General features: G+C 60.0%; 18 protein-coding genes and 1 tRNA gene. 11 read left to right on the top strand and 8 right to left on the bottom strand.

Translation table 11 applies throughout. From position 1 onward, the window contains the following. Positions 1-252: 252 nt before the first annotated feature. The gene (locus tag CHH27_RS01190) at positions 253-555 is read left to right on the top strand and encodes a phosphatidylglycerophosphatase (RefSeq protein ID WP_094069951.1); all 303 of its coding nucleotides are present in this window, start codon (positions 253-255) and stop codon (positions 553-555) included. Between the two features lie 19 nt (positions 556-574). On the opposite strand, the gene CHH27_RS01195 is transcribed toward CHH27_RS01190, so the two are convergent. Then, positions 575-814, bottom strand: a complete 240-nt coding sequence (locus CHH27_RS01195; protein WP_094069952.1) for a DUF6455 family protein — start codon at positions 812-814, stop codon at positions 575-577. Between the two features lie 249 nt (positions 815-1,063). Between CHH27_RS01195 and CHH27_RS27510 the strand changes: the two genes are divergently transcribed. The 6 genes from CHH27_RS27510 (at position 1,064) to CHH27_RS01230 (ending at position 6,619) form a co-directional block, all read left to right on the top strand. Continuing rightward, complete coding sequence (locus CHH27_RS27510; protein ID WP_157738638.1) at positions 1,064-2,677, top strand: hypothetical protein; 1,614 nt, start codon at positions 1,064-1,066, stop codon at positions 2,675-2,677. Continuing rightward, positions 2,653-3,582 (top strand): flagellar hook-length control protein FliK, encoded by a 930-nt coding sequence (locus CHH27_RS01210; protein WP_157738639.1) that lies wholly within the window; start codon positions 2,653-2,655, stop codon positions 3,580-3,582. The genes CHH27_RS27510 and CHH27_RS01210 overlap by 25 nt, the downstream gene beginning before the upstream one ends. A gap of 13 nt (positions 3,583-3,595) precedes the next feature. Continuing rightward, positions 3,596-3,877, top strand: a complete 282-nt coding sequence (locus CHH27_RS01215) for an EscU/YscU/HrcU family type III secretion system export apparatus switch protein (protein ID WP_094069956.1) — start codon at positions 3,596-3,598, stop codon at positions 3,875-3,877. A 182-nt stretch (positions 3,878-4,059) separates the two neighbouring features. Beyond that, positions 4,060-5,541, top strand: coding sequence for an Asp-tRNA(Asn)/Glu-tRNA(Gln) amidotransferase subunit GatB (gatB, locus tag CHH27_RS01220; RefSeq protein WP_094074446.1), 1,482 nt, complete (start codon positions 4,060-4,062; stop codon positions 5,539-5,541). Between the two features lie 26 nt (positions 5,542-5,567). After that, positions 5,568-5,942 (top strand): GFA family protein, encoded by a 375-nt coding sequence (locus tag CHH27_RS28040; RefSeq protein ID WP_094069957.1) that lies wholly within the window; start codon positions 5,568-5,570, stop codon positions 5,940-5,942. Between the two features lie 56 nt (positions 5,943-5,998). Continuing rightward, positions 5,999-6,619 carry a LysE family translocator gene (locus CHH27_RS01230; RefSeq protein ID WP_094069958.1) on the top strand — a complete coding sequence of 207 codons (621 nt, stop codon included), beginning with the start codon at positions 5,999-6,001 and terminating at the stop codon, positions 6,617-6,619. 148 nt (positions 6,620-6,767) lie between these two features. On the opposite strand, the gene CHH27_RS01235 is transcribed toward CHH27_RS01230, so the two are convergent. Further along, positions 6,768-7,706: a DMT family transporter gene (locus CHH27_RS01235; protein ID WP_094069959.1), complete on the bottom strand. Its 939-nt coding sequence runs from the start codon at positions 7,704-7,706 to the stop codon at positions 6,768-6,770. Positions 7,707-7,913: 207 nt separating this feature from the next. On the opposite strand from CHH27_RS01235, the gene CHH27_RS01240 reads away from it, so the two are divergent. Together CHH27_RS01240 and CHH27_RS01245 are read left to right on the top strand one after the other, a co-directional pair. Continuing rightward, positions 7,914-9,443, top strand: coding sequence for a glycosyltransferase family 39 protein (locus tag CHH27_RS01240; RefSeq protein WP_208988416.1), 1,530 nt, complete (start codon positions 7,914-7,916; stop codon positions 9,441-9,443). Between the two features lie 12 nt (positions 9,444-9,455). Beyond that, positions 9,456-9,947: a GNAT family N-acetyltransferase gene (locus CHH27_RS01245; protein ID WP_208988417.1), complete on the top strand. Its 492-nt coding sequence runs from the start codon at positions 9,456-9,458 to the stop codon at positions 9,945-9,947. 48 nt (positions 9,948-9,995) lie between these two features. On the opposite strand, the gene CHH27_RS01250 is transcribed toward CHH27_RS01245, so the two are convergent. From CHH27_RS01250 to CHH27_RS01260, 3 genes are all read right to left on the bottom strand, one after another. Continuing rightward, on the bottom strand, positions 9,996-10,469 hold the full coding sequence (locus tag CHH27_RS01250) for a DUF2147 domain-containing protein (RefSeq protein WP_094074448.1): 474 nt from the start codon (positions 10,467-10,469) through the stop codon (positions 9,996-9,998). A gap of 114 nt (positions 10,470-10,583) precedes the next feature. Next, complete coding sequence (locus CHH27_RS01255; protein WP_094069961.1) at positions 10,584-11,006, bottom strand: DUF2147 domain-containing protein; 423 nt, start codon at positions 11,004-11,006, stop codon at positions 10,584-10,586. Between the two features lie 128 nt (positions 11,007-11,134). Further along, entirely contained in the window at positions 11,135-11,911 is a 777-nt protein-coding gene (locus CHH27_RS01260) for an alpha/beta hydrolase (RefSeq protein ID WP_094069962.1), read from the bottom strand. Between the two features lie 449 nt (positions 11,912-12,360). Here CHH27_RS01260 and CHH27_RS01265 point away from each other — a divergent pair, with 449 nt between their 5' ends. Beyond that, entirely contained in the window at positions 12,361-12,600 is a 240-nt protein-coding gene (locus tag CHH27_RS01265; RefSeq protein ID WP_094069963.1) for a hypothetical protein, read from the top strand. Positions 12,601-12,719: 119 nt separating this feature from the next. On the opposite strand, the gene CHH27_RS01270 is transcribed toward CHH27_RS01265, so the two are convergent. From CHH27_RS01270 to CHH27_RS01280, 3 genes are all read right to left on the bottom strand, one after another. Continuing rightward, entirely contained in the window at positions 12,720-13,397 is a 678-nt protein-coding gene (locus CHH27_RS01270) for a DUF930 domain-containing protein (protein ID WP_157738640.1), read from the bottom strand. Between the two features lie 110 nt (positions 13,398-13,507). Continuing rightward, positions 13,508-14,242, bottom strand: a complete 735-nt coding sequence (locus tag CHH27_RS01275) for an ABC transporter substrate-binding protein (RefSeq protein ID WP_157738641.1) — start codon at positions 14,240-14,242, stop codon at positions 13,508-13,510. Between the two features lie 224 nt (positions 14,243-14,466). Beyond that, positions 14,467-15,201 carry an ABC transporter substrate-binding protein gene (locus tag CHH27_RS01280; RefSeq protein WP_094069966.1) on the bottom strand — a complete coding sequence of 245 codons (735 nt, stop codon included), beginning with the start codon at positions 15,199-15,201 and terminating at the stop codon, positions 14,467-14,469. Between the two features lie 306 nt (positions 15,202-15,507). Here CHH27_RS01280 and CHH27_RS01285 point away from each other — a divergent pair. Continuing rightward, positions 15,508-15,597: transfer RNA gene (locus CHH27_RS01285), tRNA-Ser, on the top strand. Positions 15,598-15,916 lie beyond the last annotated feature (319 nt).

The following is a 15,916-nucleotide window of genomic DNA, read 5'->3' on the forward strand; positions in this document are numbered from 1 at the left end:
ATTTACATGAATAGCTATTCATGTTCTTTCGCTTACGAAAACTTTCGTAATATTGTGCGCTGTTTCTGTCTTTTTCCGTAGATGTTGTTTGATGTGCAGTGCGAAGCGGCGGGCTGGCAACCTTGGCAATTGAGCCGGTTCTTCGGTGCGCTGCAAACCTGAATAGAGATCATATGCGTTGTCCGGGAAATGGGTAACCGGTCGGTAAGATTGTGCCTCGCCTTTTGACATCGGGGACGTTATGAGAGGCCCATGACGATGCTCTCAGACACTTGGCTGGATCTGCTTGGCCTGTCCGGTCTTTTGAACCCGTTTGCGCTGCTGATTGGCGCTTATCTTGGCTGGCGTGCCGACCGGCTGCAGAAACTCTGGATCGCCGGTTTCGCGGCGGCGGCACTGTCGCTTATCCTGGAAGCTGCTGTAGGCATGCTGCAATTGCCTCAGCCGATCTCTCAGGACGCGGGGGCTCTTGCCATGTTCCCCTTCCGGTTTGCCGGAGGGTTTCTGGTGGCGCTTGCAGCCTTTTGGCTCAGCCAGCGTCGCAAGCGCGGCTGAGCGCGATCTGGAGGCTGGTCTACGAACGCCAGCTGTTGAACAGCTCTGCGTTCGGGCAGGCGTCCAGCGCCTGATCGGCACCTTCAGAATTTACGTCCAGCCATTTCCGGCAGGTTTCCGTTTCCGAGCAGTTGATGCAGCGAAAGGCTGCGGCCCGGATTTCGGCATCTGAATGCGCCGCAGTGGGCAGGTGTTTCATTGCACCGATCGTATCAAGCATTCTGCCCATCAACTCGGCGCGCTCATTCAGGCGATCCATCCAATTCAAGCTCGGTCTCCTTGACATATGGAGCTTCGGTGCTGTTGCGGCGCTGCTGTCTGGTTACGGGCCGGAAAGCTGTTACCGATTGTCGCTCAAATCTGAGGCAACGGCGGCAGGCGTGCCTTGATCCGTGTCAACTCTGGGATTTCTTTAAGAAACCGGCCATACTCACAACCTATGATTCCCGGACCCTGGGCTTTGGCCTGAGGACCTGCAGGCGAAGTGCCTTCACCCGGAGAAGGTGTGATGGTTGAAACAGTGAGAGCGTCGACGCTGCCGCAGGGGGCTGCCAACGGTGCCGCTGCCTCCCAGCTCGAGCCGGGGACCGAGCTGAAGGCGCGCGTGGAAAGCAATCTGCCTGGTGGTGTCGTCCGGCTGGCGACAGCCGACGGCAAGGTCGACTTGCGCGTTTCCGCCCCCTTGCCGACCAATGCGGAGGTGACCGTCACTGTTTCCGGCAGCAAGCAGCAGCCAACCATCCTGATCACGCCCGACAAAGGCGCAGCCCCTCCGGCGCAGCAGCCAGCAGGCTCCGGGCAACGCCAGGGTGGCACTCAAATTCAGGCGCCTCCGACCCAGGGCGGGTCGGCGCAGCCTGCGCCGGCCCTGCCGACGGTTGCCGCGCATCCGGTTGTTACCGCCACACCAACGGGGGCACATCTGGTTCAGGTCCTGCCGGCCAGTGTGCCGTTGGCTCAAGGTGGTAGTCCGCAAGGCCAGGTGCCCGTGTCCACCGGGGCTCCGCTCTTGCAAACACCAGCAGGACAATCGCTCCTGTCCGGGCAGGCACCGCTACCAGCTCAAGGTCAGGCTGCTCCGGCAAGCGCACCGCAGCAAACAGGGGCGCCTCCGGTTCAGGCTCAACCGGCGTCCTTGAACGGACCGGTTGCTTCTGTCGGCACACCGACTGCCACCTCCAATCAGATCCTGCCCCAGGCGACTGGCGCAAGCGCAACGCCGCCGCAGGTGGGAGGAGCGCCAGCTGCGCCAAACGCGCCGGGCACTGCTGCAACCGTGCAGGCCGCTCCACCTGCCGGCGGACAGATATCCTCCAGTGGAACCCAGACCGGTGCGCCACAAAACACGTCCGTGGCAACCGGAGCGCCGACAAACCTGGCCGGTACGGCGCCAACGGCCCCGCCGGGGTCTGTTTCAGGTGTGGCGGCTGGTGCTGTTTCGACGATCCCATCACCGGCCGCGGCTGTTCCCGGGTCTCAATCCGGCTTGCCGCCGCAGCCATCGGCTCCGCCTGCGTCGGCGACAGGGGCTCTCCCGTCTTCATCGGTAACCCCTCCTCAAGCGACGGGGCAGCCGGGCCAAGCCCCGGGTTCTCTGCCGGCCTCGGGGCCGATCGGGGCGGGTGGCGCAGCTCCATCGGGGACATCCGCCGCCGGACCAGTGCCTGGCACGCCGCCGCAGGCGGCTCCCGCGCCGCCGAATTCTGCGATCCAAACCACATCGCCGGTCCAGTCGGGGCAAGCAGGCGTGAGCACGGCGGGCTCGCCCGCGTCCTTGCAGAGCCCCGCGCCGGCTGGTGCCCTTTCGTCGGGTCCCCCTGCTGCCCCATCAAATGCACCTCCTGCGCCGGCGTCCTCCGGCCCGGCTCCGCAGGTTACCGGTACCGCGACCACTGCCCAATTCGTTTCCCAGGCTGCGGGTTCGAATGCTGCGCTCGCGACGCTGACGGCAGGCACCGGTGGTCTCGGTCAGCAACCGGGAGCTCCACCAGTCCGGATCCTGCCCGGGCAACCCTATCAGCAACTTGGCGGCCAGGCGCTCGGGGGGCTGCGACGCAAGTGTCCAGCCAGCCGGCCGCGCCCTCCGGTCAAGGACCTGTGGCGCAAATTGCAGGCGCGCTGACCCAGCCATTGAGCGAACAACAGGCTGGTCTCACCAGTCTCTTTGCGCAGATCGGCACCCTGATGAGTGCGCAAAATGCCGGAAGTGTGAGCCTGCCGGACTCCGTGACCAAAGCCATGCAGCAGATCCTCGGGCTGAGGCTCAACCTCTCCGGCGGTCCGACAGCAGGCGATTTTCAACAGGCGGTGCGCCAGTCCGGCCAGTTCCGGGAGGCGCAACTGGCACTGCCGGGAAACTCGGGCGGTGCGGTTCCGGATCTGAAATCGGCCTTGCTCTCCTTAAAGTCCCTGCTGCAACAGCTTGGACACCGCCCGGAGATCGCGCGTCCTGCGGGACAGCCGGCCGCGCCCTCCCGCCACACGCCGCCTCAAGGTCAGGCGCCGCAATCGGCGAGCGGATATTGGGCGGGCGCGGCCCCGCAGAACCTGCAGGCGCTGCTCAAGGAAACGGATGCGGCACTTGCGCGCCTGCGGCTCACGCAACTTGCCAACACAGGTCTTGCCCGTGAAAGCGGGCCACAAGTGGCGGCCAAGCCCATGGACGTGGTGCTGGAGCTGCCGCTCGCGCTGGGGCAGGAAACCGCGGTCATGCAGATGCAGATCGGCCGGGACGGGGCCGGCAATCAGACGGATGACGAAAGCGAACCCGCGTGGCGGCTCAGATTTGCGCTCGACCTGACTGCCACAGGCCCGCTGGAAGCCGCAATTTCGCTACGTGGCGGCGGCACCTATGCCAGCCTATGGGTCGAACGCAAGGACACGTTCGACAATCTGAACGCCGTCCGGGAGACCATGGAGGCCGCCTTTGCCGATGCGGGGCTCGACCTGCAGGAACTACGGCTGGTGCGTGGCCTGCCGCCGAAGACTGCTGCCTATTACGGCGCCATGATCGACCGGCAATCATGAAGGGACGTTTGCTGTGAACCAGAGTGACACAGACAAGAAACTGGCGGTGGCCCTCAAATACGAGAACGAGGGTGCGCCGGTTGTCACGGCAAAGGGGGCTGGAACGGTTGCCGAGCAGATCGAGCGGCTGGCGCGGGAAGCCGGCGTTCCGATCGAACAGAACCCGATGATGGCCGAGGCCCTGTCGCAGATCGAAATCGATCAGGAAATCCCGGTAGAGCTTTATCAGGCCGTTGCTGTGCTGGTCGGTTTCATCATGCGCACCGGCGTGGCGCAGCACCCACCGCGCTCCTGATCGGCACCTTATATTGTCGCCAGGCACGTTCCACTGTGCGAAAGCGCTGCCGACGGACAAGGAAACCCTTGCAGCGCGGCCAATTCCCGACTAGGTCATCAGTCTGCCAATTGTTCGCGCCGCAGCAAACCTGCCTCGCTGTGGTTCCGCGCGAAATCGAACGAACAGGATTCTTGACGAAAATGACGATTGTCGACGTACGCACACCCGATCCGAAGAAATTCATCAAGGGCGCGACCGGCGACTGGGAAATCGTGATCGGCATGGAAGTCCATGCCCAGGTCACGTCCGACGCCAAGCTCTTTTCCGGTGCCTCGACCGAATTCGGCAAGGATCCCAACGGCAATGTCAGCCTCGTTGACGCGGCCATGCCCGGCATGCTGCCTGTGATCAACGAGGAATGCGTGCGACAGGCGATCCGCACCGGCCTGGGCCTGAAGGCCGAGATCAACCTGAAATCCGTGTTCGACCGCAAGAACTATTTCTATCCGGATCTGCCGCAGGGCTACCAGATCTCCCAGTTCAAGCAGCCGATTGTCGGCGAAGGCAAGATCCTTCTGGACATGCCGGACGAGCAGGTCGAGATCGGTGTCGAGCGACTGCACCTGGAGCAGGACGCCGGCAAGTCGCTACACGACCAGCACCCGTCCATGTCCTTTGTCGACCTGAACCGGTCCGGCGTCGCTCTGATGGAGATCGTGTCCAAGCCGGACCTCAGGTCCGCGGATGAAGCCAAGGCCTATCTCGGCAAGCTGCGCACCATCCTGCGCTATCTCGGCACCTGTGACGGCAACATGGACCAGGGCTCCATGCGCGCCGACGTCAACGTGTCGGTCCGCAAGCCGGGCGGTGAATTTGGCACGCGCTGCGAAATCAAGAACGTCAACTCGATCCGTTTTGTCGGCCAGGCGATCGAATATGAAGCGCGCCGTCAGGTCGCGATCCTGGAAGATGGCGGTTCGATCGACCAGGAAACCCGGCTGTTCGATGCCGTCAAGGGCGAAACCCGGTCCATGCGCTCCAAGGAAGAGGCGCATGACTATCGCTATTTCCCGGATCCCGACCTGCTGCCGCTGGAATTCACGCAAGATTTTGTCGATGACCTGGCCCAGCATCTGCCGGAACTGCCGGATGACAAGAAAAACCGCTTCATCAGCGACTATGGCCTGACGGCATATGACGCCGACATCCTGGTCGCTGAAAAGGCGTCTGCCGATTTCTTCGAGCAAGTGGCCAAGGGCCGCGATGCCAAGCTTGCTGCCAACTGGGTGATCAACGAGCTCTTCGGCCGCCTCAACAAGGAAGGCAAGGATCTTGCCACCAGCCCGGTCTCTGCGGCCCAACTCGGTTCCATCGTCGATCTGATCAAGGACGGCGTCATTTCCGGCAAGATTGCCAAGGACCTTTTTGAAATTGTCTGGACCGAGGGCGGCGATCCGGCGGCCATCGTCGAAGACCGCGGCATGAAGCAGGTCACCGACCTCGGCGCGATCGAGGCGATTGTCGACGAGATCATCAGCGCCAACCCGGACAAGGTTGAGCAGGCGAAAGCAAAACCAGGCCTTCTCGGCTGGTTTGTCGGCCAGGTGATGAAACAGTCCCAGGGCAAGGCCAATCCGCAGGCTGTCAGCGACATGCTGAAACAGAAAATCGGCCTGGAATAAACACGGCACAATTGGAGGAGACAGTCATGGCGGTCACATTGCCGATCACCGGAGCCTGCCATTGCGGTGCTGTCTCCTACGAAATGAAAATCCAGCCTCGGTTCGCCGTGGAGTGCAATTGCTCGGTCTGCCGCAGTCTCGGCACGGTCTGGGGACACGGCGAGGCGGGCGACATCACCGTGACCGCGGTTCCCGAAGCGACCCTCAGCTATTCCCGCGGTGACAAGGAACTTGCCTTCCACACTTGCCGGACATGCGGCTCGACCACCCATTGGGAAGCCATCAAGGGCGACGCCAAGGGCCGCATGGCCGTCAATCTGCGTCTTGCAGCGCCCGGGACGATCGAAGAGATTGGCCACCGTCATTTTGATGGGGCTGACACGTGGACCTTTCTGGACTGACGCCGGCAATTCTGCTCTGCTTGCGGCCCGCGCATTCGGGTCAAGAGGGAGATTGAATGCAGGACCATCTTGCCAGCCTGCTTTTGGCGCTCGGGATCTTTTGCGCCGGTTTCGTCAGTGTCGGGCCCAATATCCTGTCCGTTATCGGGACGTCGATGGAAAACGGCCGGGCTGCCGGCTGCCGTCTTGCGTTGGGGATAGGTATTGGGGCAGGCGTGTGGGCATCTTTGACCGTCGCAGGGCTGACGGCCCTGGTTGCGTCCTACGCCCATGCGATTACACTTCTGAAATTCGTCGGAGCCGCTTATCTCCTCTGGCTTGCCTTCCGTGCCTTCCGGTCGGCCGCCTCCGCCGGGACGGACCTTACCACCAGCGTCGCAAGCGGTCACAATCTGACATTGAAAGGGTTCTCCATCCAGATGACCAATCCGAAAGCGGCGCTGCACTGGGTGGCGATCGTGGGTATCGGACTGGGAGGGGACGCGCCATTGTGGTCCGGTCTGACACTGATTTTTCTCTGTACGGTTCTGTCGATATTCGGACACATGGCCTACGCGCTCACGTTTTCGACCCAGACAGTCGTGCGTTTCTATCGTAGGGGCCAGCGCTGGATCAGCGCCGCACTGGGTTTGTTCTTTTCGTTCGCCGCCTTTAAGTTGGCGACCTTTCGACCCTAGGATCAGGTCTCGTTGATTTGATCGAACTGGCGCAACAGACGTCAACGAGTTGCGAGGAAAAGCGCGAAAAGCAAGCGTCTTGCCCGGCTGGGCGATTTGACAATGCGTCCTGACCATCGTTCGACATAAGACAAGTCAACTCGCTATATCAGGAGAGTTCCTGTCCTCCGGCGCCGCCTCGGGAAAGCTGCCGCTCCCTGTAGAACATGTAGAGCCCGGCTGCGACGATGATCGCAATGCCGGTCAGGGTGGCGCGGTCGGGGACATCCGAGAAAACAAAATAGCCCAAGAGGCTGGCCGACAGGATTTCCAGATACTGCAAGGGTGCCAGCGCACCTGCCGGCGCCAGCCGAATGGCCTTGGTCGCCAGCAATTGTGTGACTGTGCCTATCAGGCCGAGAACGATCAGCAGCGCCCAGTCGACGGGCGCGGGCGGCGTGAGTGCGAGAAAGGCAATGTTCAGCGGTGCGCCCAGGCCCATGGCGGCAACAATCGCAACAGCCCCTGAACAGCACATCCAAAACTGCAGCGCAAGCGGCGTTTCCCTGGCGTTCTGGGCCCGTGTGAGGGTAAACACGATTGCGACAAAGATGGCCGACAAAAAGGGCAGCAGAGCCGCGGCGCCAAACTGCTCAAAGCTGGGCCGCGTGACGATAAGGGCGCCGGAAAAGCCGACGGCAACGGCCGTTATCCGCCTCAGCCCGAGCTTTTCACCCAGAAACACCGACGCAAACAGTGTCAGCAGGAAGGGCGAGACGAAGTATATGGCCGAGGCGTCGGCGAGTGGCAGCAGCGTGACAGCCCAGAAATAGGACAGCGAGGCAGAGGCCAGGAGCACGCCGCGCAACACCTGAGAAACTGTTGGAACAGGCAATCTGCTGGATCCACTGAGGGAGAAGAAGGCAGCAAGAATCAATATCTGGACCAGGAGCCGGGCCAGGGTGATCTGACCCGGTGCCATCTGCGACCCGAGCGATTTTGCGATCGCATGGGAGATGGGTGCGGTCAGAACCGCAACGGCCATGAAGATCATGCCTTGTTCGAGGCCGCTTGCCGCTGGTTTGAGGGGCCGGACATCAAGGGCCAAGGGAAACTCCGCAATCTGGAATGGGCCCGAAGCGTAGCGATGCAGTCCTTTCCTGACCAATCAATGATTGTGACCTTGACCTTCAGGAGGATTGATCGATGACAGTCTGGCCGGCGCCAGGGCGTATTGCTGGGCATCCTTGCGGAAATGCGCTAAAGGGCGCAGGACCCTTTGTTTTGATCTGACTTGCTGAGTCGAATGCCTTCCGTGACCCTGGACAGACCTGACAGGCCCTTTTACGCGACCCCGTTGGGCGTATGGGCCATTGTAGCGCTCTGGGGGCTGTCGCATCTTCTGTTGCGCGCTCTGTCAACGCCTGTGCTCGGCACGGACGACATGTTCGAAAACGTGCTCGTCCAGACGCTCCAGCCCGGTTACATGCTGCGCCAGCCACCGCTTTACGAGTGGCTGCTCTTTTCCGCGCAGCAGATCTTCGGCCCGACGATCTGGGCCGCACTATTTGTCAAATACGGCTTGATTTCGATCGCAGCCCTGTTCCTGTTCCTGATCGCCCGCAAGGCGATAGCCGATCCGCGCCTGGCAGCGCTCTGTGCCTTTTCCTATTCGCTCTATTACCAGTTCGGCTGGAACCTGCATGAGGGTGTCACCCACACGGTGGTGCTGACGACGGCCTGCGCCATGAGCGCTTTCTTTTTCCTGAAGGCGCTGGAGACGCGTCAGCTGGTCTTTTATCTGCTCTTTGGAGCAGCAGCCGGCGCCGGGCTTCTGGGCAAACACTCCTACCCGATCTTTGTTCTGGCTCTTTTGCTGGCGGCTTTGAGTGACCCGGTCTGGCGCGCCCGACTGCGCCTTGCCGGCCTTCTGCTTGTGCCGCTGGCGGTGGCGCTGGTCTACAGCCCCTATGCCTGGTGGATCCTCAGCGAGGGATTGAAACTCCTGTCGTCGGTCTCCGACACGATGGGGGTCACGGCGCAAACGTCTCATCTGAACCGTGCTGCGGAAGGGCTTGGGAAGCTGGCTTTCGGTCTTGTCGGCTTCTCCGTGCCCCTGGTACCGCTCTTGTTGCTGTTGTTCTGGCCGCGTTATCTCGGACGACGGGAGCCGGCAGTATCCGCGGTCAATGATGTGGCCCGACTGTGCGGACGCACGGTCCTGGCCATGATCGTTTTGACTGCGCTTCTGATCGTCCTCACCGGTGCCACCTATGTCAAGGAACGGCACATGCACCCCCTTATGCTGCTTCTGCCGATCTTCCTGTTTGCGGACCTGGAGCGTTTCGGATTTCAGAAGCAATGGCGCTGGCTTTGTGCTGTTCTGCTGGCCCTTGTGGCCGTGGCGTTTCTGGCCCGTGTGCCTGGCCTTGTTGCTCCTGACCGGTTCTGGTGCGGCGGCAAATGCCGTCATATGAAGCCCTATTCGGATTTGAAATCGCCGCTTTCAGGGCTGGGGGCTGCGAAGGCGACGCTTATTGCCGATAACGGCTATACCGGCGGCAATTTGCGGGTTCTCTTCCCCGACGCCCGCGTGGTCACCAAGGCGATTCCGTCACCCGAGCCGCCTCGCGACAAGTGCTTTTTCGTCTGGGAAGAGGGGGACGAGAAGCCCGAGGCATCGGCCGTCGAGCGATTTTATCGCAACGCCTTCTGGAAGGGCTCCACACCGAGCTCTGCCACCTTTCTCAACGGTGCCTGGCCACACGGCTTCAAGCCGCAGGGCTGGCGAACGACCTGGTGGGGTCTAGCGGAGTTGTCTCCGGATGATCCCGTCTGCCAATAAAAAGTGACAGCCATGGAAGCTGTCTGGAACGCGAGTGAAATGACCCATTCGATCACGATCAAGAAGGCGCTTCCTGAACACCTTCAGGCAATCGTTGCCATCATCAATGCCGGCGCGACGTCCGTCCGCAAGGGACGTGAATTCGATGATTGGGAGGAGTACCGACCGGCCTTCGACGCACTTCGAACCTCACCGGAATGCGATGTCTACGTGGCGCTCGATCAGACGGGCGAGGTGGTCGGCACCTTTCAGATCCATTTCCTGAAGGGTCTCGCGTTCAAGGGCCGCCCGCGGGTGGAGCTGGAGAGCGTGCATGTGCGTCCCGATCAGCGCGGCACCGGCGTTGGCCGGAAGATGGTGGAACATGCCGAGGGTCTGGCGGCGGAAGCGAATGCCTGCATGATCCAGCTCACCTCCAACAAGGAGAGGGAGGGCTCGCATCACTTCTACCGGAGGCTCGGCTATGACCAGAGCCATCTCGGTTACAAGAAATTGCTGATGTGACCGGCTCCGGTCGCAGCATTTCCAAAGGTGCAAGGGGCACTGTTTGGCCTACTTCACCCGCCGCCAGGTCTCTTTTTCGCAAACATTGAAAACAACGCGCACACAGCCCTGGACCTCCAGCGTGTTTGCGTTCGTCTTGCGCACAGTCGCATTGGCACTGAAACCGCGCCGCGGGTCATAGGCCCGGCCCTTCCAGCTGTTGGAAGCCGGCTTGAGTCGCCACAGGACCTTCAGGCCAAGGATCTTGCGGCTACGTTTGGACTCGTCCTTGTTGTTGAGATCCGGAGTCGATTGCACCGTGTATCCCTTTGGAGCCGGAAAGTCGACGATGCGGCCGCAAGGCTCGTTGCCGCAAGCCTTGATCTCGACCAGCGCGCCTGCCGGGGTTTTCCAGGTTCCGTTGATATCCGGAGCGGCGGACGCATTGGCTGTCGCAGCTGCAAGGAGCGGCACCGCCAGAAGGCCAGCCTGAAAGCGAGACAAAACGGATTGACGAAAACGGAACTGAAAAAAGTCGGTCACGAAAAACCCCGCCGCATTGCTGGAGATGGATGCGCCACAAGGTTTTACCAGCAAATGCGACGGGGCCGTGGCCAAATCGACAGGATTTGGCAAGGCCCGCACTTTTTGTGTGGATCAGTTTGCCCGGGTCCAGGTCTCGCCCTTGCAGATCAGACCACCCATCACGCACCCCTCAAGCTTCAGTTTGTTGGCCGAGGTCAATTTGATGAAACCGGTATAGGTCTTGCCGTCCTCGGCGTTGTAGACCTTGCCCTTCCACTGGTTTTCCTGAGACGTCGGTTTCATGGACTGGACGATTTGCACGCCGACCAGCGAGCGGTCACGTTTGGATGTGTCCGGGTTCTGGGTATCGTTGCGCGGTTCGCGCAGCCAGATCAGTTTGCCGCAAAGTGAGTTGCCGCATGAACTGATGCGGATTTTAGAGGCCCCGTTCGGGCGCACCCAGTCTCCCTTGGCGTCTGCAGCGATTGAGAGCGTCGATGACGCGGTGACGAGACCGGCGGCCAGCAGCGCGGTGTTCAGGACAGATTTCAGCATGTGTTCCTCCCAAAGCTGAATGCCTTCCGTTTACGGAAACGGAATGTATCGGCATTGAAACGCGCTGAAAAGCCGTCACCTAGGGGAAGGTCGGGAAGTTTTTGGGTCCGGTCTTGCAGGAGAGGGCGCTAGAGTCTGGGCAGACTGTCAATCCACTCCAGACTGGCGCCAGCGATTTCCTCCCAGGCTTCTTCCAGTTGCATGTAGTGGCAGCGGCCGCCGAACTGGAGGAAAGTGGCTTGCGCGCCATAGCGGTCGGCCATGCTGCGCGCCGTCGTCGGCGGAACCACCTTGTCCTCGCTCCCCGACAGGAACAGGAGCGGCGCCCTGGCCTGTTCGAAGTCGACCTTTGTCGCCTGATGGATGTCATACATCCAGAAAAACAGCTCAAACAGCACCTGGCCGGATTCCGTTTGCAGGCGATCACAGATCTCGTGCTGTTGTGCGCTAGGCATGGTGTTGAGGCCATAAGTGGCCAAAAGGTCGAAATCCTGACCAGGCACCATTTCCCAGAACGTGCCTGCCGACATGAACATCTTGCCGAGCGCACGCTCCATCTCGGTGGTCGGAACCGCGCCGTTGATGATGCTGCTGTTGATCAGCACACCGGCGGCAATCAGGCCGCGGCCATTGAGCAATTGTGCAATCAGGCCGCCAAGCGAGTGGCCGATGACGATGGGCGGCTTGTCCAGCGTTGCCAGAAAGCCGGCAATATCCTCGACATAGTCTGAAATGCTGACACCGGTCAGCGCCGCTGTCCGCTCGGGGCCGTCCGGCAGATCGTGATGCCGATAGGTCGGCGTGTGGCAGTCAAAACCCTGTTCCTGGAAAAAGCGTCTGAACGGTTCCATGGTCCAGGGGGCGGCATTTGTTCCATGCAGCAACACGATCGGAACGTTTCGCATTTTCTCTCTCCAGGGCAGGGCCGGTTGTGAACCGGACGGGCATCAAAAAAATTCGGGAGATGTTGCCATGGTGAACAGAGTCTTGCGAGCTCCTGTCAATTTTTCGGAGAATGCGATTGATTTAAAAGAGAAAATCGAAACCCTATGCTTACCGGTGTATGAATTTCAGATTTGCTTAAAACTTTGTTCGGATTGCGTTAAACGTGATTTTTAACGAGCCTTTTAACTGCTCCTGTTGAAGTAACCCTCAGGAAACGACGGGGAAAGCTTCGCGAAAGCTTGCGTTTCTTAGATTGGATTGTTCCGGGGGCTCGGCTCCGGTCTTCAGCCCGATCGCTCACGGGGAAGGTGCCTCGCATGTGTTCCAGAAGGAACGGGAGGCATCAGGGAAGTCTGACAGAGGATGAAAGGGGAGCACAATGGCTCGTTTTGAAATGCACTCGGCGGATATGGCCGCCTTCGCTGAAAAGCCGGTCACGGCGGATATTCTGTTCCAGATGGGCCTGGACAGTGCCTGCGGCCGTCACGGCGCGACGGATCTGGTCACGGCACACAAGTGGTTCAACATTGCCGCGCTCAAGGGCAACAGCGATGCCGCACGTTATCGCAAGGAAATCTCCTGCGAGATGAGCTCAGCCGAAATTGCCGAAGCACAGCGCTCGGCCCGCGAATGGCTGTCGATGCATTGAGTTCGGTCAGGGCTGCCGGCCTGACGGCATCTCCACCAGAATTGTTCATGTGACGCGGCAGAAACATCTCTGCCGCGCCCATCCCGGTCTCCGGGCATAAGGCGCATTCCGGGGCCAGCCTAATGGACCGGTGCCAGACCATGCGCGTCCCAGAGCGCCCGCTCTATCGTCGCGCCAAGCGCATATTCAAAGCCGACCACCTGGCGGCCCTCCGGATCCAGCCGGCATCTGTAGGCGATTTCATACCATTGCCTCTGGCTGCGTACTGCGCCGGCAGTGACCACAATCATTCCATCACGTATACGCGCATTGCGGAACGCATGCGGTGCAAGCCGTGTCGGCCGGAAGCCTGGCTTGCCCTGACGCAGCTGTTCCATGGCCTCCAGGGCACAAACTTGTTCACGCCTGTCCGCCCCCACCAGCGTCGACAGCGCCCGGCGCGCCTGTCGGGAACGGGGATCTGCGAGGACAGAAGCTGCCAGAAACGTTTCAGCACGGATCCAGGTATCGCCGGCTTCCCGGTCTTCGGGAGGGCCGGTTGTTACCGGCAGGCCGCGCTCGTCAGGTCGGGGCAGCGGATCTGAAGGCTCTGAATTGTTGGGCTGAATGCTCGGGCCGGGGTGCGACAGATCGGGCCTGATGATTTCGACCTCGACAGGCGCCGGGCTGGAAGGCGTCCGGGTGGGGGCGGTGGAAAGCTCAGCGAGCAACGCATATACGGCAAGGTGAAGCCAGATCGCGCACAGAAAGGCAAACCGGTCGGCGACCAGTCGGCTCAGTCGGTCCTGTGCAATCACGATTGGAATGGAACGGCTCCAACACCGGGTCCTCGGGCAAGAGGTCTAAGCGCAGCAAAAGAGTGCGGCCGAAGTGTGGAGCTGCAAACAACAACTCAAGGGTCATCGCCCTAGTTCATGAGCTGGTATCTGGCGACAATGCCGTCATAGACGCCGTTTTCCTGAATGGTCGTCAGGGCAAGCTTGAACTTTTCAACAAGGTCCGGGTCCGAGTTCTTGCTGAAGGCCATGTAGAGAAACTTGGACAGGTCGTCCAGGCGATAGACTGGTTCGAAGAGTTCCGGATCCATGCCGTCGCGGCGGACCTGGTAATAGAAAGACGCTTCGTCGAAGGGGACCAGGTCGATCCGGCCATGTGCCAGTTTGCGCATGTTGATGAGGTCCTGGCTTTCAAGCTCGAATTTGGTGAAGCCCTTGCCCTCGAGGTAAATGTGGTTGACGTTTTTGAGCGTCACGCCAATGAGATACGCGCGGGCATCATCCAGGGAATTGATCTGGATCTTGTCATTGGACGCAAGCTTGAAGAAGGACGTGGTGATCGGGCAGACAATGCCGACCCATTCGAACAGATCCTCGCGCTCCGGAATGCGGGCCATGGAATAGATCAGGGTGTTTTTGCGGGTCTGCGCCATGAGATAACTGCGGGCCCAGGGATAAAACACGATGTCCGCCTCCAGGCCGGTCTCAGCCAGAACAGCCTGGACGACTTCGGTCGACATGCCTCTTGCAACGCCATCTTCCTCATAATTGTAAGGGGGCAGTTCTTCGGTCACAATCAGAAGGTCGGAGGCAAATGCTTGGCCGATAAGCGCAATTATCGAAAAGGTTGCAAGCAATAGTCGCACAAGAAAACTCCGGTTGCGATTTATTTTCTTTCTATTTCAAGTTTTGGTGGCTTGTTGGCTCGATAAAGCTTTGTCATCACCTAGCGTAAATTAGATCAAAGCTTATTTACAAAATGCGAAGACGAAAAGTTAATCTTGTGTCTGATTGACCAAAAAACGTCCGGGTTGACGATGCCAGATGTCCGGGCATGTGCCCCGCCTTCGCCCGTGGCTGGCGGTTCTTCTCAGTTCATGAGCTGGTAGCGCATCAGGATCTCGTCGTAACGGCCGTTTTCCTTGATTTTCTGCAGCCCGGACCGGAACCGATCGACAAGATCCGGATTGCTGTCCTTGTTGAAAGCCATGTAGAGGTCGCCGCTGAGACCCTCCAGGCGGTAAACCTGCTGAAACAGCGTGGGCTCAAGCTCTTCAAGCACGACGCGGTGGGCGAATGAGGCCTCGTCGAAAGCAATCAGGTCGAGCCGGCCGAGCGCCAGTTTTCGGATGTTCAGAACATCCTGGCCGACAACCTCGAGATTGGTGAAGCCCTGGCCCTTGAGATACTGGTAGATCACATCCTCCACCGACACTCCGACACTGTATTGTTTGGCTTCGTCCAGCGTGCCGATCTGAATGGCTCCATTCGAGGCGAGCTTGTAGAAAGACGTGTTGAAGGGGGCGATAACGCCGACCCACTCGAACAGATCCTCGCGTTCCGGGATGCGCCCGATCGAGAAGATCAGGGTGTTCTTGCGGTTCTGCGCCGTGAGATAGCTGCGCGCCCACGGATAGAAGGCGAATTCCGCTTCTTCACCGATTTCGTCCAGAACCGCTTCCATGACCTCGACGGACAACCCCTTTGCCTCGCCGTTTGTCTGATAGTTGTAGGGGGGAAATTCCTCGGTGACGATCTGGAGGTCGGTTGCGCTGGCCTGCGCCAGCCCGGCCAGGCAAAAAAGGGTCATGAGCATCAGGCGCATTCAAGCATTCCTTCTCTCCTCTCCCCAGCACAAGTTAGCACTTGTTGCGCAGCTCTGTCCAAGGCCGCTCGAAACCCTTCCTGCGGGCAACAGGTCTTGGCGCACTTGCCCAGGCGCACGGACATCTTCTGCCGGGTTGAAGATCAGGCGCCGGACGCAAATGGTCTTCAGCGAGAGACAGCGCACGAAGCCAGCTGTGTGCGCAGGCAGGGGCGCCGGCTCAACAAGTCCGCCCCGGTGGAAAAAGTAGGCCCACGCAAAAAGGCCCTTGAACTTGCGGGCGTTTGTTCGTACACGGGCGTTACCGGAGAGGTGGCCGAGTGGTCGAAGGCGCTCCCCTGCTAAGGGAGTAGGCGGGCAACCGTCTCGAGGGTTCGAATCCCTTCCTCTCCGCCATATTTTCTGATAAGCTATTGATTTTAAATCGACAATGGATACGCTGATTTTTCAGGCCATCATTCAGCCCATCAGTCGATAGGTTTATTCACAGCCCTGACGTTCAATCAGGATTTTTTCGCCTCAAGCTCTTGCACGACATCGCAACAGAGCCTACCCAATATTTAACTCGGCTCTTTCATGTCATCCGGGTTCATCACCAGCTTGCGCAGGACGTGCTCGCCAACCGAAACCGCTCGTTTTCCCGAGCGCGACTCAGGAGGCTTGCATGTGCGCAGCACGGCAGACTGATCTCTTTCCCGCCATTGATCTTTCCACC

Source organism: Labrenzia sp. VG12 (assembly GCF_002237595.1).
Classification (GTDB): Bacteria; Pseudomonadota; Alphaproteobacteria; order Rhizobiales; family Stappiaceae; genus Roseibium.